We start from the raw sequence: 20907 nt of genomic DNA, 5'->3' as shown, positions 1-20907 counted from the left end.
ACATGCCAAAACGTACTGACATAAAAAGTATTCTTATTTTAGGGGCAGGTCCAATTGTTATTGGTCAAGCCTGTGAATTCGACTATTCGGGAGCTCAGGCTTGTAAAGCGCTGAAAGAAGAAGGTTATCGAGTTATTCTTGTTAACTCTAACCCAGCGACCATCATGACCGACCCGAACATGGCCGATGCAACTTACATCGAGCCAATTCACTGGGAAGTGGTTCGTCGTATTATCGAAAAAGAGCGTCCGGATGCAATACTACCTACCATGGGTGGTCAGACTGCATTGAACTGTGCACTAGAACTTGAATCAAACGGCGTACTTGAAGAGTTTGATGTTGAGATGATTGGTGCAACGGCTGACGCAATTGATAAAGCTGAAAACCGTGAACGTTTCGACCAGGCAATGAAAAACATTGGGTTAGAATGTCCACGTGCTGAAATCGTTCACTCGATGGAAGAAGCGAAAGAAACAGCCAAGCGTATCGGTTTCCCTTGTATTATTCGCCCATCGTTTACTATGGGTGGTACTGGTGGCGGTATCGCATACAACCAAGAAGAATTCGAAACAATCTGTACTCGTGGTTTAGATTTATCACCGACTAACGAGCTACTTATTGATGAATCGCTTATCGGTTGGAAAGAATACGAGATGGAAGTGGTTCGTGACAAAAACGACAACTGTATCATCATCTGTTCAATTGAAAACTTTGACCCTATGGGTATTCACACTGGTGACTCAATCACTGTTGCTCCAGCGCAAACGCTAACAGATAAAGAATATCAGTTAATGCGTAATGCTTCTCTTGCGGTACTGCGTGAAATCGGTGTTGAAACCGGTGGTTCTAACGTACAGTTTGGTGTTAACCCGAAAGATGGCCGTATGGTTATCATCGAGATGAACCCTCGTGTATCTCGCTCTTCAGCATTGGCTTCGAAAGCGACAGGTTTCCCAATTGCGAAAGTTGCCGCCAAGCTTGCTATCGGTTACACCCTTGACGAATTAAGTAACGATATCACCGGCGGTGCAACTCCAGCATCATTCGAACCATCTATCGATTACGTTGTGACTAAGATCCCACGCTTTAACTTCGAGAAATTCGTTGGTGCTGAGGACCGTCTTACTACCCAGATGAAATCTGTTGGTGAGGTAATGGCGATTGGTCGTAACCAGCAAGAATCTATGCAAAAGGCACTTCGTGGTCTTGAGGTAGGCGCTCATGGTTTTGATCCAATCGTTGATGTGACTAAGCCGGGTGCGAAAACTAAGATCATGCACGAGCTTCAGGAAGCCGGTGCAGAGCGTATCTGGTACATCGCTGATGCCTTCCGTTTAGGTCTTAGCGTTGAAGATGTATTTAAAGCTACAAAAATCGACCGTTGGTTCCTGGTACAGATTGAAGACATCGTGTTGCACGAGCAAAAAGTTGTTGATGGCGGCATGACTGCTCTTAACGACGAATACCTGCGCCTATTGAAGCGTAAAGGTTTCTCAGATATTCGCCTTGCTGAGCTAATCGGTGTTTCTGAAGCAGAAATCCGTAAGAAGCGTCACAATGCGGAAATCTTCCCGGTATACAAGCGTGTTGATACCTGTGCGGCAGAATTTAGCTCTGATACAGCTTACATGTACTCAACGTACGATGAAGAGTGTGAAGCTAACCCGTCAGATAAAGACAAAATCATCATTTTAGGTGGTGGTCCTAACCGTATCGGCCAGGGTATCGAATTCGATTACTGTTGTGTACACGCAGCATTAGCACTTCGTGAAGATGGTTACGAAACCATTATGGTTAACTGTAACCCAGAAACCGTATCTACCGACTACGACACCTCAGATCGCCTGTACTTCGAACCAGTAACGTTTGAAGACGTATTAGAGATTGTTCGTGTTGAAAAGCCTAAGGGCGTTATCGTTCAGTACGGCGGTCAGACACCTCTGAAACTAGCCCGAGCGCTTGAAGCGGCTGGTGTACCAATTATCGGTACGTCTCCAGATGCTATCGACCGTGCTGAAGACCGTGAGCGTTTCCAGCAGGCGGTTGACCGTCTTGATTTGCTACAACCGGAAAATGCGACGGTAACCTCGTTAGAAGAAGCGGTAGCAAAAGCTAATGATATCGGTTTCCCAATGGTTGTTCGTCCATCTTACGTACTCGGTGGTCGTGCCATGGAAATCGTTTATGACGAGCAAGATCTGCGTCGTTATATGAATGACGCGGTAAGCGTATCCAACGAAGCGCCAGTACTGCTTGACCGTTTCCTTGACGATGCCATCGAAGTGGATATCGATGCCATGTGTGACGGTAAGAACGTCGTTATCGGCGGCATCATGCAGCATATCGAACAAGCGGGTGTTCACTCGGGTGACTCTGCCTGTTCATTACCGGCGTACAGCCTGAGTCAGGAAATTCAGGATGTTATGCGCGAGCAGGTAACTAAACTTGCCTTTGAGCTAGGCGTAATCGGCCTGATGAATACTCAGTTTGCGGTTAAAGATAACAAGGTTTACCTAATCGAAGTTAACCCACGTGCTGCGCGTACTGTGCCATTCGTTTCTAAAGCTACCGGCGTTCCTTTAGCGAAAATCGCCGCTCGTATCATGTCAGGCAAGACATTAGACGAGCAGGGCGTTACCAAAGAAACGATTCCTCCTTTCTTCTCAGTGAAAGAAGTTGTGATTCCATTCAACAAGTTCCACGGTGTTGACCCACTGGTTGGTCCGGAAATGCGCTCTACTGGTGAAGTAATGGGTGTTGGTGATACCTTTGAAGAAGCGTATGCAAAAGCCAACCTTGGTGCTGGTGTAACGGTTCCGAAAACAGGTCGTGCGTTAATTTCTGTTCGTGACAGTGACAAGACTCGTGTTGTAGAACTTGCCAAACAGTTAATTGAATTAGGTTACAAACTTGACGCAACTCATGGTACTGCTGTGGTTCTTGGTGAAGCGGACGTTCCGGTTCGCCTGGTCAACAAAGTACATGAAGGTCGTCCGCACATTCTTGATAGAATCAAGAATGGCGAGTACAGCTACATTATTAACACCACTGAAGGTCGCAAGGCGATTGAAGATTCGAAACAGCTTCGTGGCGGTGCATTACGTTATAAAGTTAATTATACTACGACGTTAAACGCTGCGTTTGCTGCTTGTATGGCTCATTCTGCAGACGACCGTAACAAGGTAACGTCTATCCAAGAATTACATAAAAGGTGTCAATAATGAACACGTTTCCGATGACGATTCACGGAGCCGATAAGCTTCGTGACGAGTTAAATTATTTAAAATCAGTACGTCGCCCGGAAATCGTCGCGGCGATTGCTGAAGCGCGCGAACATGGTGATCTTAAAGAGAATGCCGAATATCACGCAGCCCGTGAAGAACAGGGTTTTTGTGAAGGCCGTATCCAGGAGATTGAAGGTAAATTAGGTAACGCCCAGATTATCGATATCACTAAGATCCCAAATAACCACAAAGTAATCTTTGGGGTAACCGTGACTTTGCTTAATATCGATACTGACGAAGAGGTCGCTTACCAAATCGTAGGCGATGATGAAGCCGATATTAAACAAAACCGGATTAGCGTCAACTCACCGATTGCCCGTGCCTTAATTGGTAAAGAGGTAGACTCGGAAGTCGAAGTTAAAACGCCAGGCGGTGTTGTTGAATATGAGATCCTGGCCGTAGAGCACAAGTAATCATATTGTGATTGGAAAAGGGCGCCTGTTGGCGCCTTTTTTTTGCTAGCACCACTGAATCCTGTTTAAGATGAACCAGAGTTATTAAGGTTTCGTATTTCAACCATACTATTAATGACAGGACAGTTGCGCTATCCATGAAACCCTTTGTTTTTTCCATCTTTCTTTTTTGCTTGCTAATACTGCCTTCGGTCTCTGCCGATGATGGCAATCGTGGCCGCGGCGATAATCGTGCCAAAGTCGAACCTTATGGCTTTATTTACGGACTCGGACTAAGCCTGAATAACGAACTTTATAAAGGTTATGATCGTCGCTTTATCCCGATCCCCGTTATTGGTTATCGCGGCGAATCGTTTACTATTTATGGGCCGTTTGCCAGCTACGATGTCTTCGAAACCGATGCTATTGAAGTGTCGCTCAAGCTTGCCCCGCGTTTTGCTGGTTTTGATGACAATGACAGTTTTATCTTCGAAGGCATGGAAACCAGAAAGTTTTCCATGGATGCGGGCGTCGGGGTCAGATGGCAAAAAAATGACTGGCGACTTGATACCCAGGCAATGTTTGATGTGCTTGGGCGGTCAAATGGTTACGAGGTGTCTGCTACATTTGGCCGGGTGATGAATTACGGGCCGTTTTTCTTCGAACCTAACGTCGGTGTTAGTTATGTGAGTGAAAACATGGTGGACTATTACTATGGCGTCAGAGCCAATGAAGCAACGGTCAACCGTCCTTTTTATCAAGCCAAGTCGGCACTTAATCCAACCCTGGGCCTGAGTTTTTTCACACCGGTGTTGTGGGGTGGTATGACTCGAATTGGTATTGAAAAAACCTGGTTTGCCGATACCTATGCCGACAGTCCCTTGACGGATGAATCCAGTCGTATCGACATCTTTTTTGCCTACTCGAGGCGATTTTAACCGGCATTAGATGATGGTGGTTCAGGGATAGGGCGCTGGCCCCAAATTAAGAAAGAGAAGATGAAGTACTTTGGTAAAGGTCTGGGCCAGGTCTCAGCATTCTGAGACTTGAGCCCTGAATCTCGAATTCTGTGTGCTTTTACATTTTTGGAATCGCGATTTTCTTCTCTTCCGATTGGCGATACAGAACCAGAGTTTTACCAATGGTTTGCACTTTAGTCGCTTCGGTTTCACGGACGATGGCGTCAATGATCAGCTGCTTAACTTCTCTGTCGTCGGTGGGGATTTTTACCTTAATCAGTTCATGGTGATTAAGCGCGTAGTCGATTTCTGCGATTACTGCTTCAGTCAGGCCATTGCTGCCTAATAACACCACAGGTTTTAGCGAATGAGCCAGACCTTTAAGGTATTGAATTTGTTTTTTATTTAGATTCATTAAAAAATTTCATGATGGTTACTTGAATTCCCTATATTTTAACGCCATCTTGTCAGTAATACTAATTTATCTATGCATTTAAATGAGTAAGATTAAGAAAGGAAAATTATCCTCCAGTTCCAATCGCTGGATGCAGGAACACTTTGACGACGAATACGTGAAAAAGGCCCAGAAGCTGGGGCTGCGTTCACGTGCCGTATTTAAAATCGAAGAGATTAACCAGAAAGATAAGTTAATCAAGCCGGGAATGACGGTGGTCGATCTCGGTGCAGCACCTGGTGGCTGGTCTGAATACGCGGCAAAAGTCGTTGGTGACGCGGGCCAGGTGGTAGCGTGTGACATCCTGCCAATGGATCCGTTAGTTGGTGTTGATTTCCTGCAAGGCGATTTTCGCGAGGATGCGGTGCTTGATGCATTGCTAAACCGAATTGATGGCCGAAACGTAGATACCGTTATGTCCGATATGGCGCCAAACTTCAGTGGCAATGAGGCGACGGACCAGGCGCGTAGCATGTATCTGGTGGAGCTGGCACTCGATATGTGTAACCAGGTATTGAAACGAAATGGTAGTTTTGTGGTCAAAGTATTTCAGGGTGAAGGCTTTGATCAATTTGTGAAAGACGTCCGGCAGGCATTTACCAGTGTCAAAACCCGCAAGCCTGACTCTTCCCGAGCCCGATCCCGGGAAGTCTATATAGTAGCTACCGGATACAAATTGTAGTACAGTTAACTATTAGTTACATCGCCCTGTATTTTATTCATCCTAATTGTCTGAGAGGCCATCAAATTGAGCGATATGGTAAAAAACCTAATTCTGTGGTTAGTGATAGCCATCGTGTTAATGTCTGTATTCCAGAGCTTTACGCCAAGTAACGGAACTGACAGTAAACTTGATTACACTACCTTTATCAATGAAGTCACCCAAGGTCAGGTTCGCGACGTTAAAATTGAAAGCAATGGCGTGATTACCGGTACCAAGCGTTCCGGTGATACGTTTACGACATTAATCCCAACCCAGTATGACGATGGGCTTTTGGACGACCTGATCAGCCATAATGTAAAAGTAGAAGGCGTACCGCCAGAAGAACCTAGCCTGCTTGCCAGTATTTTTATTAACTGGTTCCCGATGTTACTGCTGGTGGGTATCTGGATTTTCTTCATGCGTCAGATGCAAGGCGGTGGCGGTAAAGGCGCCATGTCCTTCGGTAAGAGCAAAGCGCGTTTGTTAAGTGATGATCAAATCAAGACTACGTTCGCGGATGTTGCTGGTTGTGATGAAGCCAAAGAAGAAGTTGCAGAGCTGGTCGATTACTTACGTGACCCGTCAAAATTCCAGAAACTCGGTGGTCGTATTCCATCGGGCGTGTTAATGGTGGGTCAGCCAGGTACGGGTAAAACCTTATTGGCAAAAGCCATTGCCGGTGAAGCCAAAGTACCATTTTTCAGTATTTCCGGTTCTGACTTCGTCGAAATGTTCGTCGGTGTCGGTGCATCACGGGTGCGTGATATGTTCGACCAGGCGAAGAAATCAGCGCCTTGTATCATCTTTATCGATGAGATCGATGCGGTTGGTCGTCAACGTGGTGCCGGTCTTGGCGGTGGTCACGATGAGCGTGAGCAAACCTTGAACCAGATGCTGGTTGAAATGGATGGTTTCGAAGGTAACGAAGGCGTTATTGTTATCGCTGCTACTAACCGTCCAGACGTATTGGATCCTGCTTTATTACGTCCGGGTCGTTTTGACCGTCAGGTAACCGTAGGCTTACCGGATATTCGTGGTCGTGAACAGATTCTAAAAGTGCATATGCGTAAAGTGCCTTTGGGTGATGACGTAGATGCAGCCGTGATTGCCCGCGGTACGCCGGGTTTCTCCGGTGCCGATTTGGCTAACCTGGTCAATGAAGCTGCGCTATTCGCTGCTCGCACCAGTCGCCGCTTAGTATCTATGGCTGAGTTCGACAAAGCCAAAGATAAGATCATGATGGGTGCCGAGCGTCGTTCGATGGTGATGAGCGAGGCGGAAAAAGAAATGACTGCCTATCATGAAGCGGGTCACGCGATTGTGGGGCGTATGGTGCCTGAGCATGATCCGGTTTATAAAGTCAGTATTATCCCTCGTGGTCGCGCATTAGGGGTAACCATGTACCTACCGGAACAGGATCGTGTTAGTCACTCGAAAATGCATCTGGAAAGTATGATCTCCAGCTTGTATGGTGGTCGAATTGCCGAAGAAATCATTTATGGTGCCGAAAAAGTGTCCACTGGTGCTTCAAATGATATCGAGCGAGCGACCGAAATTGCTCGTAAGATGGTAACTCAGTGGGGCCTGTCTGAGAAAATGGGACCCATGCTCTATGCCGATGAAGAAGGCGAAGTATTCCTGGGGCGTACCGCTGCTAAATCCAAGCATATGTCCGATGACACAGCGAAAGATATTGACGAAGAAGTGCGTGCATTTATCGAGCGTAACTACAAACGTGCCGAAGATATCCTGAAAAATAATATGGATATCCTGCATTCGATGAAAGATGCGTTGATGAAGTACGAAACCATTGATGCGGGACAGATTGATGATCTGATGGCGCGTGTTCCGGTTCGTGAACCGAAAGGTTATGGCGATGAGAGCACGTCTGGCAAACCACCAAGTGGTTCAGCGAATGCCACCGTTGATGTCAACAAGCCGGAAGAAAATCCAGCAAATTAAGGTGATTTTCATTAAAGCCCTCGCGATTGCGGGGGCTTTTTTTTTAATATTTGTTATCTGGCCTTTATCTATCGCCAGGATACACTTAAAATTGCTATAAGCGCCCGCAGTGGCGAGACCCGCAAATCCAAATAACAACAAATCGGACATGACAGTCACACAATTTTCCATTAACAATCAAATTCTCGATTTAACCACCCCTAAGATCATGGGCATTTTAAATGTGACCCCGGATTCGTTTTCCGATGGCGGTAGATTTACCAATGTCGACATAGCCGTTAACCAGGCCGAACAAATGATCAAAGATGGTGCCAGTATTCTTGATATTGGTGGTGAATCGACACGCCCCGGTGCCGCAGAAGTTTCGTTGCAGGATGAGCTTGAGCGCGTTGTCCCGGTAATCGAAGCCATTAAGAAACGCTTCGATATTTTGCTGTCGATTGATACCAGCAAAGCTGGGGTCATGTTTGCCGCCGTTGATGCCGGGGCAGATATCATTAACGATGTCAGGGCACTACAAAACCCGGGATGCATTGAAGTGGCAGCAAAAACTCAATTACCGGTTTGTTTGATGCACATGCAGGGGATGCCAAGAACCATGCAGGAAAACCCGCAGTATGAAGATGTCGTCAATGACGTTAAACAGTTTTTTATTGAACGTGTGCAGGTGTGCGAGCAGGCGGGGATTAAGCGAGACAATATCATTCTCGATCCTGGTTACGGTTTTGGCAAAACGCTACAGCAAAATTATCAACTGCTTGCCAATCAGGCCGAATTGCTGGATTTAGGCCTGCCGTTGTTAGCCGGTATATCCCGTAAATCGATGATTGGTAACTTATTAAACCGTCCGGTAGACGAACGTCTGCCCGGAAGCCTTTCAGCGGCAGTGATAGCCGCAATGAATGGCGCATCCATTATTCGTGTTCATGATGTGAAAGAAACGGCGGATGCGATCAACGTATTAAATGCAACTCATAAGGAGATTCGTTAAGTGAGTTCTAGAAAGTATTTTGGTACCGATGGGGTACGTGGCCTGGTTGGCAAGGCGCCAATTTCGCCAGAGTTTGTGATGAAGCTGGGTTGGGCCGCCGGTAAGGTATTAGCGACCAGTGGCACCAAAAAAGTGATGATTGGAAAAGACACACGAATTTCCGGTTACATGCTTGAGTCTGCGCTTGAAGCGGGTTTCAGTGCAGCCGGCATTGATATCGGCCTGATGGGGCCAATGCCAACACCTGCGGTTGCTTACCTGACCAAAACCTTTCGTGCAGAAGCTGGCATTGTGATCAGCGCCTCTCATAACCCTTACTATGACAATGGTATTAAATTTTTCTCTAATGATGGTGAAAAACTGCCGGATGACATTGAACTTGCCATCGAAAAAATGATTGATGAACCACTTGATTGTGTCGAATCCGCAAAATTGGGTAAAGCGGTTCGCATTAATGACGCTGCCGGACGCTACATCGAGTTCTGTAAAAGCAATTTCCCGTCCGCCTTATCACTGCAAGGGCTGAAAGTCGTGGTCGACTGTGCCAATGGTGCAACGTATCACATTGCACCAAACGTATTCAGAGAGCTGGGTGCAACGGTTATTGAATATGCGACGACGCCAAATGGTACCAATATCAATGATGAGTGCGGTGCTACGTCGATGGCCAATATCAGCCGCTTAGTGGTTGAACAAAGTGCCGATTTGGGAATTGCCTTAGACGGTGACGGTGATCGCTTGATGATGGTTGATCATCTGGGTAATGTCGTTGACGGTGATGAGCTCATTTTTGTGATTGCCCGCGCGGCACAACAGCGTGGCGAATTAACCGGCGGTGTTGTTGGTACCCTGATGAGTAACATGGGCCTTGAGCTGGCACTCGAGCAGTTGGACATTCCATTTGAACGCGCCAAAGTCGGTGATCGTTATGTGATGGAAAAACTCAAAGCCAACGACTGGCAACTTGGCGCAGAGAATTCAGGGCACATTATTAACTTAAACTGCACGTCCACCGGTGACGGCATCGTCGCAGCACTGAATGTATTGCAGGCGATTCAGGAATCCGGCAAGAATTTATTTACCTTGCGCCAAGGCATGCAAAAGCTTCCTCAGGTGCTTGTCAATGTACGTTTTGTTGAAGGCAGTGATCCTTTATCCGATGCAGCAGTGCAGCAGCAGGTAAAAGTGGTTGAGCAGGAGCTTGCTGGTCGTGGTCGCGTGTTATTGCGCAAATCCGGAACTGAACCTTTGGTTCGGGTCATGGTTGAAGGTCCGGATCAACATGAAGTGCGAACCCTTGCTGAGAGTATTGCCGACAAAGTACGCGAAGTTTAACTTCGCGTACTGGATTAAAAACGAATTCTGTTAATAAATTGTTTGTCTTTTAAGCAAATAAACCAGGAAGTGATTTATTCGCTTGTATCTTGTTTTCAGGTTCGTTAATATCTCGCCACTTGATAAGGGAAGCAATTATGAATAGAAAAACCATTGTTGCCGCGAACTGGAAAATGAATGGGGACTTGTCGTTAGTTAACGCAATGACTGCCGCATTAAATGCCATTAACATTCGCACAGAACAGCAGGTTGTCATTTGTCCACCGGCACCTTATCTTGGGGCGTTAACCCAGGCGAATCAAAACCCTGGTGTCGCAATCGGTGGTCAGAATCTGAGTGAGCATCAAAGCGGTGCTTATACAGGTGAAGTTTCAGCTTTAATGCTGAAAGATTTATCGGTACAATACGTGATTGTTGGTCATTCAGAGCGTCGCAGCATGTATGCGGAGAGCTCCGAGCTTGTTGCCAGCAAAACCAAAGCGGCGTTAGATCAAGGTTTGACACCAATTGTTTGTATCGGCGAAAGCGAGCAGGAACGAGAGCAGGGCGATACCGAGAAGGTGTTATCTGAGCAGTTAAATCCTGTACTTGCTACGTTGAATAGTAACGAATTATCAGGCGTTGTTTTTGCCTATGAGCCAGTATGGGCCATAGGAACCGGAAAAACAGCGTCCGCTGAGATGGCTCAGCAAACACATCGCTTTATCCGTGAACACATCGCTGCCACGGACACACAGGCAGCTGATAACGTCGCGATATTGTACGGTGGTAGCGTCAACGCTGGTAATTACCAGGAGTTGTTCGCCCAGCCAGATATCGACGGTGGCCTGATTGGCGGTGCGAGTTTGAAAGTAGAAGAGTTTAAGAAAATCTGCCTGGCAGAATAAAGGATTCATTCATGTACGAGTTATTAATCGTTGTTTACTTAATTGTTGCTCTTATCCTGATTGGTTTCATTTTGATCCAACAGGGTAAAGGTGCTGACATGGGCGCATCATTTGGTGCCGGTTCATCAGCTACTATTTTTGGTTCCAGTGGTTCAGGCAACTTCATGACCAAAACAACAGCGATTCTGGCAACATTATTTTTTGTCATTAGCCTGTTTCTGGGCAACCTGACTGCTCACAAGACCAAGCAGGGTGAAGAATGGAATAACCTGGGACAGGGCGCTGAGCAAACTCAGTCAATCGAGCCTACAGACGTTCCAGCGAGCGACGACAACAACGAGTCAGACGTTCCAAACTAATAAAAATTTCGCGGATGTGCTGGAATTGGTAGACAGGCAACGTTGAGGTCGTTGTGCTCGAAAGGGCGTGAGGGTTCAAGTCCCTCCATCCGCACCATCACAAGGTTCTAAGCGAACCGAAAAGAGCCGAAAATCCTATTATTAACAAGGGTTTTCGGTTTTTTTATGTCCTAAGAGATTTCACCAGATTTGTTGAAAACTGAGAATTAATGCGGTACTGCAAGAAGTACCGATGGTGAGTCAATCTATCGCTACTCCATCTGATAAATCCAAAGGCCCGTATCAAAGCACAGCCTGCAGCCAGGCCTTATACCAATCACATTAAGTTTGTGCACAACTCAGAGTTAGGGCAGAGGTTCATTTACAACATAGATTTCATAGATATAGTCATTCTATATTAATGAAATATAGGGTCGTAAATGGACCTCTGGTAAACTCCCTACGGGTGAGTTTTAAAGGCGTTTATCCTGCGTTACTGATTTTGCGCTAATTTTGACTGGGGAACGACCATTCTCTGCAATCAAAGCCTTGTCTAAACGCCTTTAAATTCTCACTGAGTGAGCAATAATTTAATGTGCTTGGTATTATCATGACTGCTTAATTAGAGAGTAACGGGTATTTAAAGCTTAAAAATCCATCATCAGCGGCGATGGTAGTGCCATTGATGCAATTTGCCTGATCCGACGCTAAAAACGCAAAGACGCTGGCAATTTCCTCTGGTTGGGTAAAGTCGTTACGCATTTGCTCTTTGCGAATATGTTCCCAAAGCCCTAACTCTTCATACTTTCTCAATAGCGGTGTGTCGACACGGCCAGGGGCCACCGCAACGACTCGTACACCCAGGGGCGCGAATTCTAACGCCGCACATTTGGTCATCATATCCACGGCAGCTTTGCTGACGTTATAAATGAAGGTCATTTCGGATGCCATTTGTCCATATACCGACGCGGTATTGATGATCACTCCCCCTTTATTCAGTCGTTTAAAGGTTTTTCCCGCCGCGACAATGCCATAATAAACGCCACGTTGATTGACATTGGTTACCGCATCAAAGTCGGTTTCGGGGTCGTGGTCAATGAGCGGTTTCGCTGAACCGATACCGGCATTATTAATGACAATATCGACGGTTCCAAACTCATCAATGGCCGATTGGATCATCCGCTCCTGATCCGCATAGTTGGTCACGTCAACCGCAACCCCTTTGACCTCGCCGTTATAACTGGATTGCAACGCTTCAACTTGCTGTTGATTTAAATCTGCCGCTATCACTTTTGCCCCTTCGGCCACAAGCGTTTTCACAATGGCCCGGCCAATGCCACCGCAGCTACCGGTAACAATGGCAACTTTATTGTTTAACATCGTTTATCTCCCCGTTATCAGGTGTACGAAATCTACGACTCATTGCAGAGCCAACGTCGTAGTGATCTAGCGCCGAAGATTTTTTCACCCAGCGCTAATCATATTCAGGGTTTGGGGAGTGAGTATAGTTCTCTACATGATATTTGAACATTTTCTGCAGGCTTGAAGATGGCGAGGGCTGGATTGCGCACAGAGTGTTGTTGCTCAATAAATAACAGGTGCGAAAAGGGAATGGCGTATGTCAAACGGCAGGATAATCTGGGGGAATTCATCCAACAATCCTGTCGTTAACTGGCTAATGAAACCTGCGGTTAGAGTCGCTTGTTGGCAGGCCTTTTATTTTCTCTTGTTTCATTTGTAGTATTATATTACGATACATCCTTGTAGTATTATATTACCAAAAGATCAATCAGTTAAACATAATAAAAAATTGATTAATAAAAACCTAAATAATGATACAAGAAAGCGAGGGGAGTATGAGAATAAGCAGAATAGCTTTCGCTGTCATCGGTGTCATGGCCGTAACCGGCTGTGGTGATGGTGGTAGTAAGGTCGGCGAAACCGTTAAGGCGCCGGAAGTCCAACTAACTGCAGCAATGCCTGAACTCAGTTCAAGTGTGCAGTTAAATCCAGATACAGGTGGAGTGAATTTTGAGAATATCGCGGTTCATGATCCATCGGTACTCAAAGTTGAGGACACCTATTATATTTTTGGTTCCCATCTGGCGGCGGCGAAATCTGCTGATCTGTTAAGTTGGGAATATATATCTTCATTGTCTGCCAATCATTTGGTCGATGAAAGCCCACTTTTTAATACCTATTCGTCCGAAATTTCTGAAGGTATCGCCTGGACAGATGGTTTCACCGGCAATTGGGCGGCCAATGTGATTCAGGCGCCGAACGGGAAATTCTGGTTTTACTACAATCACTGCGCTCAGGATAACCCGGATACCCCAGAATATGATGAAGTATGCTGGAATCGTTCCTATTTAGGGCTAGCAGAGGCCGATAATATTGAAGGCCCATACACAGATAAAGGTGTATTTTTACGGTCCGGTTATCGAAATGAAAGCGAATTTTCAGATTTCCCTCTCGATAATGAGCAGATGACTTACAATCCTGCCATCGATCCCAACGCCATCGATCCTGCTGCATTTTATGATAAAGACGGCCAGTTATGGATGGTTTACGGCTCCTACTCAGGCGGTATTTATGTTTTAGCCATGGATGAAGAAACCGGCAAACCAGAAACCGGACAAGGTTATGGCACACGCCTGGTCGGTGGTGATTTCAGGGCAATGGAAGGGGCATTTGTCATGTACAGCCCTGAAAGTGACTATTATTACCTGATGTGGTCGGTTGCCGGTTTTGCTGCAAACGATGGCTATAATATTCGTATTGCCCGGGCTAAGTCACCCCAAGGTCCTTATTTAGACCCAGCTGGTGTCGATATTTCGACATTGAATGATGGCCTGGTAGTTGGGGCAAAATTATTAGGGGGATTTGAATATACTCAGGAACTTGGCGAAGACGCACAAGCCTGGGGTTATCAGTCTCCTGGTCACAATTCCGCTTACTATGATGAAGACAGCGGACGTCACTTACTGGTGACCCATACTCGTTTTCCTGCGACATCAACTAAATATCCTGCCATCCCTGAAGCCCATGAGGTTCGGGTGCACGAGATGTTTGTTAACACCGATGGCTGGTTAGTGAGCTCTCCGCAACGTTATGTGCCTTTGGATGGAGATAATGTCGTTGCGAAAGATCAGGCTTTTGGTTATTACAAATTTATCAACCATGGCGTCGATAGCAATACCAGTGCTATCCGTTCCGGCAATATTGCACTGAATACCAATATGACGGTCACCGGAAGTGAAACCGGTGTATGGTACATGTTGGATCCGGAGAATATTAAGCTTGAGCTTGAGTCTGGAACCTATGTTGGCGTTTTAAAATGGCAGTGGGATGATGCCAATGCGAAACTGGTACCGACCTTTTCCGCATTATCGTCTGAAGGGGCTTCCGTATGGGGAAGTTTCGTAGACCCGATCAGTGCTACTCAGTCAGCATTACGGGCGACCTTTGACAGCCTGGACATTAAATCGGAATTAACCATTGCCGATGAAGGGTATCGCTTACCGACTGTCGGTAAACACCATGCCAGCATTAGTTGGCAAAGCAGTGATGAGTACTACATCTCTAATGATGGTTCTATCTTTATCCCAACCCCTGACCGTGGCGATCAAACGATTAGCCTGACGGCGATTGTGACGTTAAATGGTGAATCGATTGAGAAAGCGTTTACGGTAACATTAAGAGCCCGACCGGCATTTAAGAACGCCATTGCTCACTATACCTTTAATGATTCTTTAACGGACTCGCTTGGTAATTTAGCGGATGCCGTTACCACCGATAACAACCTGCTGAACCTTGGTATGGGGGCGCAATCCTACGCTCAAGGCTATGCGGATAACGCATTTAATTTTGATGGCAATACCGGCGTCCGCTTACCAGACGAGTTGATCACTTCTGCGGGATATACGGTGTCGTTCTGGATTAACCCAAGCGAAATACCGACTCACACGCCGGCGTTGTTCATGTCCCCGGCGGATAACTTCGATCAATGGATCAGCGTCATCCCTGGTAGTGTCTGGTTCAATCCTAACTTTACCGTCTGGAGTCGTTATTTAACCGAAGCGTCGGATGACTGGAACCAGATTGCGACCGCTTCGGCGACGCCATTAAATCAATGGACACACGTGGCAATTACCTATGCTGATGGCATCATGACCCTGTATCTTGATGGTCAATCAGCAGGTACAATGCCTCGTCCAGAAATGTTTAGTGGCCAGGGTGGCGATTTTGCACTCGGCGTAAACTATGGGTGGGATCTTCCCTATAAAGGTCTGATCGATGAATTTATTGTTTATGATTACGCATTAAGCTCTTTGGATATTAATGCCGCGGCGATCAACAACTTAACCGATCCGGCTCAGTTTGCCGCTTATGTGAAAGATGGCCTGACTTTGGGAGATACCTCGGCGATTCGAGATAGTTTTGCGTTGCCACGTGTTGGTCCGTTTGTGTCAGGCATTAGCTGGTCATCAGACAATCCGAAAGTCATTGATACCGTTAATGGCATGGCTGTTGTTACCCAGCCGGGGCCAACATCGCCAGATGCAACGGTAACCCTGACCGCAACGATTAACTTCCAGGGTGTGATCGATACCAAGACGTTTGAAGTCACGGTAAAATCGAAAGCCCCGGCAGAGTTTAATTTTGATGGTGATTTGATTTCCGTTGGCGAAGCATACGGTGAAGGAAAGCCTACCGGTAACTTCATTGATGTACTGAGCGGAACGGTTGATTACGTCGATGGCGTTGTTGGTCAGGCGGTTAAGCTCGATGGTACGAACGGCGTGCGCTTGCCGGATAATTTAATTACCACTCACCAGTACTCGGTCGCTTTCTGGCTGCGTCCCGATGCATTTACCGGTTTTAGCACAGCATTTTTCGGAGCCGCTAACACGTCGAGTTGGGTGAGCTTTGTACCGGCCTGGGGAGAAGACAATATTACCCGCTTATGGTCGGGCACGGCCTGGTATGATGCGGATCCAGGTGGACAGATACCGTTAAATGAATGGTCTCACATTGCGTTTACCGTAGATAATGGCACCGTGACTTTATACATCGATGGTGAAGTACGATATAGCGGTGAGAATTATCCGAACGTTTTTGGCAGTGGACAAACGACTTACTTTGGTGTTGGCGTCAACCACTGGGATGTGCCGTTTAATGGGGCAATGGATGAACTGAAAATATATAGCGAATCGATTAGCGCTGAATTAGTTCAGCAGCTTTATCTCGTTAAAGACGCGCAATAGCGAGCAATGGAGCGGTGTAAACCGCTCCTGAGTTGCCAGTATATATATTTTTATGGATAAGCCAGGCGCTTATCAGAGACAAATTTCAGGAGAATAGGTTATGTTCAAGCGTAACTTAATTAATAGCGCAGTCGTTGCCTCATTGGCGCTGTCGGCGCAACAAGTAATAGCAGCCGAAGACGCTGTCAACGATAATAACGAAGCCGATCAAATAGAAATTATCGAAGTCACCGGTATTCGCGGTAGTTTGAATAAAGCGATGAACATGAAGCGTTTTAACACGCAGATCGTTGATTCCATCGTTGCCGAAGATATCGGTAAATTTCCAGACAACAACGTTGTTGAAGCTTTGCAACGGGTGACAGGTGTGCAGGTTACCGGACGCGGTGGTGGCGAGGTCAGCACGGTATCGATTCGTGGTTTGAATGATGTACATACCACAGTCAACGGCCGCGATGTCTTCACCGGAGCAGGGCGGGCGGTCGCTTTGCAGGATATCCCAGCAAGTTTATTATCAACCGTCACTGTCTATAAAACACGCTCTGCTTCACAGGTAGAGCGCGGTATTGCAGGTTCCATTAATATTGAAACCCATCGCCCGTTTAATTTCGATGGTTCAAAAGTCGTGCTGGCCGGCCGTGGCATTTATGCTGACCAGTCGGAAGAATTAGATCCAAACATCAGTATGTTGGCTAGCAATCGTTGGGATACGGATCTTGGCGAAGTAGGGGCGCTGTTTAACGTATCCTACGTACAAACCAACTACCGCGATGATGATTTAGTCGCAGGCGCGGCATTCCCGTTCTTTACGGCCAATCCACCTTCGGATCACCAGCCATACAAGATCATGAATTTCGGCAGCGCGCTATCTTATTGGCAGCCTGGTTTAACTAATGGCTTGCCCAGTGCCGCTGGCTCCACATTATCCGTCGATGGTGATGACATTGAATATCTATTGGCGCGGGATGCGGTGTTCGGTCGGGTATACGAAGCAAAACGCGAGCGACCAGCGTTTAATGTGTCATTGCAGTGGGCACCGAGAGATGACCTGGAACTATTGGCTGAGGCCTTCTATACCGGCTATCGCAATGAGCAGCAAACAACCATGTGGTTTACCAATACTTTTGAGGAAGATGGTAATCACGGTAATTTGCAGATTGACACACCACTGGTTTTCGAAGGAACTAATGTCGTAAAAGAACGCCAGGTCTACGCGCCTAATGGTTTTCAGAGCGGCGATGGCTCAACCGGAAAAACTGACAGTTATTTATTTGCATTCGGTGCAAACTGGTCAGCGACGGATGATTTAACCGTTAAGTCGGAAATCTTATACCAGCAAAGTGATTTTGAAACGGAATTCTTTGCCATGCGTTTTGACCGTAAAGCTTACGGTCTGGATGTTGATTTTAATGACAATAATGGCATGCCAGGCATCTCTTTCTGGGATGATCCGGCAACCAGTATTGATGAATCGGATATGTCTGAGGCTGCAAACTGGAACAGCGGTACCGTTTATGACAATGGTGGTGGCAATGATGGAGACGCACTAACCTTTACGGTTGATGCGGATTGGGTCTTGCGTAATGGCTTTATTGATACCGTTAAATTTGGTGCTAAATACGAAAAGCGCGGCGCAGAAAGTTATACTCGTGAGCAAAGTGCTACATCGGTGATGCCGCTTGCTGACATGGCGCAGGCACTGGCTGATGCCGGCGCTTCAGGCGACGGTAGCGGCTTCATCTATCAGGTCAATGATTATATGGATGGTCGAGCCGATGTCTTCGACAACTATATCACTGCGAATGGCCTGTATCTGATCAACAATGCCGATGCGGTTCGTCAGGTGTATGGCTACGAACGAGACGCTACGCAAACAACCTTTGATATCGAAGAAACCTCTTATGCGCTTTACGCTACGGCTCAATATGCGCTGGGTGAAAGCATTAGTGGTGAAATCGGTGTGCGTTATGTCGACTACAGCCAGGATATGCAGTTTTGGGATCTGGCGGGTAACTATGACACAGCAAGCGGAGGTGCAAGCGAAGTACTGCCAAGCTTTGTGATGAGCTGGAATGTTACTGATGATTTAGTCGCTCGTGCGGCATATACCGAAACCCTGCGGATGCCGGAGTTTGGCCAGTTAAACGCACTACAGTTCTGGCAAGATCCGCTGACAGACGGTGTATCATACGGTACCGGTACTGGTGGAAACCCAGATTTGCAGCCAACCCATTCAAAAAATTATGATTTATCATTGGAATGGTACTTTGCTGAAGGGAGTTCGCTCTATGGTGCATTGTTTAAACGCGACATTGACGGATTGGTCATTGGTGGTTCAAAAGTCGTTCGTCGTGTCGGTGATGACGAGGTTGAACGGGATTATATCCTAGGTGCTCCGGTTAATGCGTCAGATGGCGAACTGTCAGGTATCGAAGTTGGATTCTTGTATTTTCCAACCAACTTACCCGGTGCTTTAGACGGTCTTGGCCTGCAAGCAAGTTACACCGAGCTGGATTCGAAACAGACAACGTCAGACTTTAACGAAGATGGTTCGGTCGCGGCGGTTGTTAAGTCAAAAATGTCTGGTGTATCGGATTCGTCATACAGTGTTGTCGGTATCTATGAAAAAGAACAATTCGATGTGCGCCTTTCCTACGTCTGGCGTGAAGAATTCTTCCAGGGCAATGAAGCTTCGTTTTTTGCAAACCCACTACAGTTTTGGAGCCGACCAGAGCAAAGCCTGGATTTTCAGTTTAGCTTTGATGCGACAGAGAACCTGGTGTTGACGTTTGATGCGACAAACATACTGGATGATGTTTACCGTAATTATTATGGTGAAGGCAACGATAACCTGTTTAATTTCGGCAACGCTATCTACTCACGCACATTTGCGCTTGGAGCTAGATATTCGTTCTAAATTACCGCATAATTTAGTTGCAAAAAGGTGCTGATATAGCACCTTTTTTTTTTAACTGAACCGCGCGGCATCAAAAGGTTGTAATGAATGGAAGATATTTCAGTTGGCAAATTACTATTTACCGTAGATGCGGCGAACCAATTGGGTGAAGGCGTGCAATGGCACGAGAATAGTCAGTCAATCTGGTGGACGGATATTCAGCGTTCGTTGTTGTTTAGTTATTGCGTTAGTAGCAATAAATTAAATCATTTTACCATGCCGGACCGGGTCGGAAGTTTCGCTTTTACAGACAATGATGAGCGGCTGATCATTGCGTTTGCAAAGGGGATCGCCTGGTATGATTTATCTAGCCAGAACCTGCAATGGTTACACCAACCCGAAATTGAGCTAGCCGCCAATCGATTTAACGACGGGCGTGTTGATCGTCAGGGCCGGTTCTGGGCGGGCACTATGGTCGAATCCGAGCATCAACAGACTGCAGGTGGGGCCTTATATATGGTCGATAGTGTAGGTATTCATAAAAAAGTGCCTGGATTACACATATCAAATAGCCTGTGCTGGAGTCCTGACGGCATGACTATGTATCATTCGGACTCGCCAGGTCGAGTCATATACCAGTATGATTTTGAACCGCAAACGGCAAAGCTTGGTAATAAAAAAACCTTCGCGACAACAGCACCAGGTGCGGTTCCGGACGGTGCTGCGGTTGATGCCCAAGGTGGTGTATGGTGCGCGCATTGGGGCGCTGCCAAAGTGGTTCGTTATTTTCCCAATGGCAAGGTTAGCACTGTGGTTGATTTGCCGGTACAAAACCCTACCTGTGTTGCCATCGGTGGTCCCAACTTCGACTGGCTTATCATCAGCTCGGCCCGGCAAGGCCTTGGTAAAGACAAGTTGCAGGCAGAGCCACAAAATGGTGACCTGTTGGTGTACTCCATCCATGGTGTAACAGGTTTGCCGGAAGAAAAATTCCGTCACAAGCCGCAAGCATAAACCATGCAAAGGTGGTTATCGCCGCTTGTCGTGATTCTCGAAGCGATGCAAACACCTCTCTTATGCCTGGTATTCGGTTTCGCCGTAATGGCTACTCTTTACCTGGCTAAGAAAGTCAAACCTTTGCCCCTCAGCCTAATGTTTCCTTACCGTCTCAGCACATTCCGTTCCACCTGGTAACAATGGTTTTTGCTACTTCTTTCAACTCCATCTATATGATTTTATTAAAGATAATAAAAATCTCTTCGCGACATTCTTAACACTCCAGTCGCTTAAAAATGAACACGCTGAACCAGTAAGAAAAAATAGTCGAATTCAATTTCTATTCATACTACAATAACACATATTCTATAGTATTATTGTAGTATGATTGTTTTTTAGAATGAGTTTCTAAGCAATATAGGTATTACAAAAAAAGCAATAAG

14 protein-coding genes and 1 tRNA gene are annotated in these 20907 nt (G+C 46.4%); 13 read left to right on the top strand and 2 right to left on the bottom strand.

Features of this window, described 5'->3' with window-relative positions; translation table 11 throughout:
* Positions 1-2: 2 nt before the first annotated feature.
* The 3 genes from carB (at position 3) to E8M12_RS13850 (ending at position 4614) form a co-directional block, all read left to right on the top strand.
* Entirely contained in the window at positions 3-3221 is a 3219-nt protein-coding gene (gene carB / locus E8M12_RS13860) for a carbamoyl-phosphate synthase large subunit (RefSeq protein ID WP_136736858.1), read from the top strand.
* On the top strand, positions 3221-3697 hold the full coding sequence (gene greA, locus E8M12_RS13855) for a transcription elongation factor GreA (protein ID WP_136736857.1): 477 nt from the start codon (positions 3221-3223) through the stop codon (positions 3695-3697). The genes carB and greA overlap by 1 nt, the downstream gene beginning before the upstream one ends.
* A 137-nt stretch (positions 3698-3834) precedes the next feature.
* Positions 3835-4614 (top strand): MipA/OmpV family protein, encoded by a 780-nt coding sequence (locus E8M12_RS13850; RefSeq protein WP_136736856.1) that lies wholly within the window; start codon positions 3835-3837, stop codon positions 4612-4614.
* Positions 4615-4753: 139 nt separating this feature from the next.
* On the opposite strand, the gene yhbY is transcribed toward E8M12_RS13850, so the two are convergent.
* Entirely contained in the window at positions 4754-5050 is a 297-nt protein-coding gene (yhbY, locus tag E8M12_RS13845; RefSeq protein WP_136736855.1) for a ribosome assembly RNA-binding protein YhbY, read from the bottom strand.
* A gap of 82 nt (positions 5051-5132) precedes the next feature.
* Here yhbY and rlmE point away from each other — a divergent pair, with 82 nt between their 5' ends.
* The 7 genes from rlmE (at position 5133) to E8M12_RS13810 (ending at position 11423) form a co-directional block, all read left to right on the top strand.
* Complete coding sequence (gene rlmE / locus E8M12_RS13840) at positions 5133-5771, top strand: 23S rRNA (uridine(2552)-2'-O)-methyltransferase RlmE (protein WP_438363463.1); 639 nt, start codon at positions 5133-5135, stop codon at positions 5769-5771.
* Positions 5772-5837: 66 nt separating this feature from the next.
* Positions 5838-7754, top strand: coding sequence for an ATP-dependent zinc metalloprotease FtsH (ftsH, locus tag E8M12_RS13835; protein WP_136736854.1), 1917 nt, complete (start codon positions 5838-5840; stop codon positions 7752-7754).
* Positions 7755-7902: 148 nt separating this feature from the next.
* Positions 7903-8745: a dihydropteroate synthase gene (gene folP, locus E8M12_RS13830; RefSeq protein WP_136736853.1), complete on the top strand. Its 843-nt coding sequence runs from the start codon at positions 7903-7905 to the stop codon at positions 8743-8745.
* The gene (glmM, locus tag E8M12_RS13825) at positions 8746-10080 is read left to right on the top strand and encodes a phosphoglucosamine mutase (RefSeq protein ID WP_136736852.1); all 1335 of its coding nucleotides are present in this window, start codon (positions 8746-8748) and stop codon (positions 10078-10080) included.
* Between the two features lie 137 nt (positions 10081-10217).
* Positions 10218-10967 carry a triose-phosphate isomerase gene (gene tpiA, locus E8M12_RS13820; protein WP_136736851.1) on the top strand — a complete coding sequence of 250 codons (750 nt, stop codon included), beginning with the start codon at positions 10218-10220 and terminating at the stop codon, positions 10965-10967.
* Between the two features lie 11 nt (positions 10968-10978).
* Positions 10979-11326 carry a preprotein translocase subunit SecG gene (secG, locus tag E8M12_RS13815; protein ID WP_136736850.1) on the top strand — a complete coding sequence of 116 codons (348 nt, stop codon included), beginning with the start codon at positions 10979-10981 and terminating at the stop codon, positions 11324-11326.
* Between the two features lie 10 nt (positions 11327-11336).
* A tRNA-Leu gene (locus E8M12_RS13810) sits at positions 11337-11423 on the top strand.
* 500 nt (positions 11424-11923) lie between these two features.
* Here E8M12_RS13810 and E8M12_RS13805 read toward each other — a convergent pair.
* Positions 11924-12685, bottom strand: a complete 762-nt coding sequence (locus E8M12_RS13805; protein WP_136736849.1) for an SDR family NAD(P)-dependent oxidoreductase — start codon at positions 12683-12685, stop codon at positions 11924-11926.
* 476 nt (positions 12686-13161) lie between these two features.
* On the opposite strand from E8M12_RS13805, the gene E8M12_RS13800 reads away from it, so the two are divergent.
* The 3 genes from E8M12_RS13800 to E8M12_RS13790 all read left to right on the top strand — a co-directional run bounded on the left by E8M12_RS13800 (position 13162) and on the right by E8M12_RS13790 (position 20482).
* Positions 13162-16572: a LamG-like jellyroll fold domain-containing protein gene (locus tag E8M12_RS13800; protein WP_136736848.1), complete on the top strand. Its 3411-nt coding sequence runs from the start codon at positions 13162-13164 to the stop codon at positions 16570-16572.
* Between the two features lie 100 nt (positions 16573-16672).
* A complete protein-coding gene (locus E8M12_RS13795) occupies positions 16673-19489 on the top strand; it encodes a TonB-dependent receptor (protein WP_136736847.1) in 2817 nt (938 codons plus the stop codon).
* Positions 19490-19576: 87 nt separating this feature from the next.
* Positions 19577-20482 (top strand): SMP-30/gluconolactonase/LRE family protein, encoded by a 906-nt coding sequence (locus tag E8M12_RS13790; RefSeq protein WP_136736846.1) that lies wholly within the window; start codon positions 19577-19579, stop codon positions 20480-20482.
* Positions 20483-20907: the final 425 nt, after the last annotated feature.

It is taken from the genome of Thalassotalea mangrovi (assembly GCF_005116735.1).
Lineage (GTDB): Bacteria > Pseudomonadota > Gammaproteobacteria > Enterobacterales > Alteromonadaceae > Thalassotalea_A > Thalassotalea_A mangrovi.
Note: the sequence above shows the minus strand (reverse complement) of the source record. Positions and strands in the feature narration are given on the sequence as shown.

Excerpts from the sequence above, each read along its gene's own strand:
- carB (WP_136736858.1), top strand. The coding sequence starts at position 3 with ATGCCAAAACGTACTGACATAAAAAGTATTCTTATTTTAGGGGCAGGT.
- greA (WP_136736857.1), top strand. The coding sequence starts at position 3,221 with ATGAACACGTTTCCGATGACGATTCACGGAGCCGATAAGCTTCGTGAC.
- E8M12_RS13850 (WP_136736856.1), top strand. The coding sequence starts at position 3,835 with ATGAAACCCTTTGTTTTTTCCATCTTTCTTTTTTGCTTGCTAATACTG.
- yhbY (WP_136736855.1), bottom strand. The coding sequence starts at position 5,050 with ATGAATCTAAATAAAAAACAAATTCAATACCTTAAAGGTCTGGCTCAT.
- rlmE (WP_438363463.1), top strand. The coding sequence starts at position 5,133 with ATGAGTAAGATTAAGAAAGGAAAATTATCCTCCAGTTCCAATCGCTGG.
- folP (WP_136736853.1), top strand. The coding sequence starts at position 7,903 with ATGACAGTCACACAATTTTCCATTAACAATCAAATTCTCGATTTAACC.
- tpiA (WP_136736851.1), top strand. The coding sequence starts at position 10,218 with ATGAATAGAAAAACCATTGTTGCCGCGAACTGGAAAATGAATGGGGAC.
- secG (WP_136736850.1), top strand. The coding sequence starts at position 10,979 with ATGTACGAGTTATTAATCGTTGTTTACTTAATTGTTGCTCTTATCCTG.
- E8M12_RS13805 (WP_136736849.1), bottom strand. The coding sequence starts at position 12,685 with ATGTTAAACAATAAAGTTGCCATTGTTACCGGTAGCTGCGGTGGCATT.
- E8M12_RS13800 (WP_136736848.1), top strand. The coding sequence starts at position 13,162 with ATGAGAATAAGCAGAATAGCTTTCGCTGTCATCGGTGTCATGGCCGTA.
- E8M12_RS13795 (WP_136736847.1), top strand. The coding sequence starts at position 16,673 with ATGTTCAAGCGTAACTTAATTAATAGCGCAGTCGTTGCCTCATTGGCG.
- E8M12_RS13790 (WP_136736846.1), top strand. The coding sequence starts at position 19,577 with ATGGAAGATATTTCAGTTGGCAAATTACTATTTACCGTAGATGCGGCG.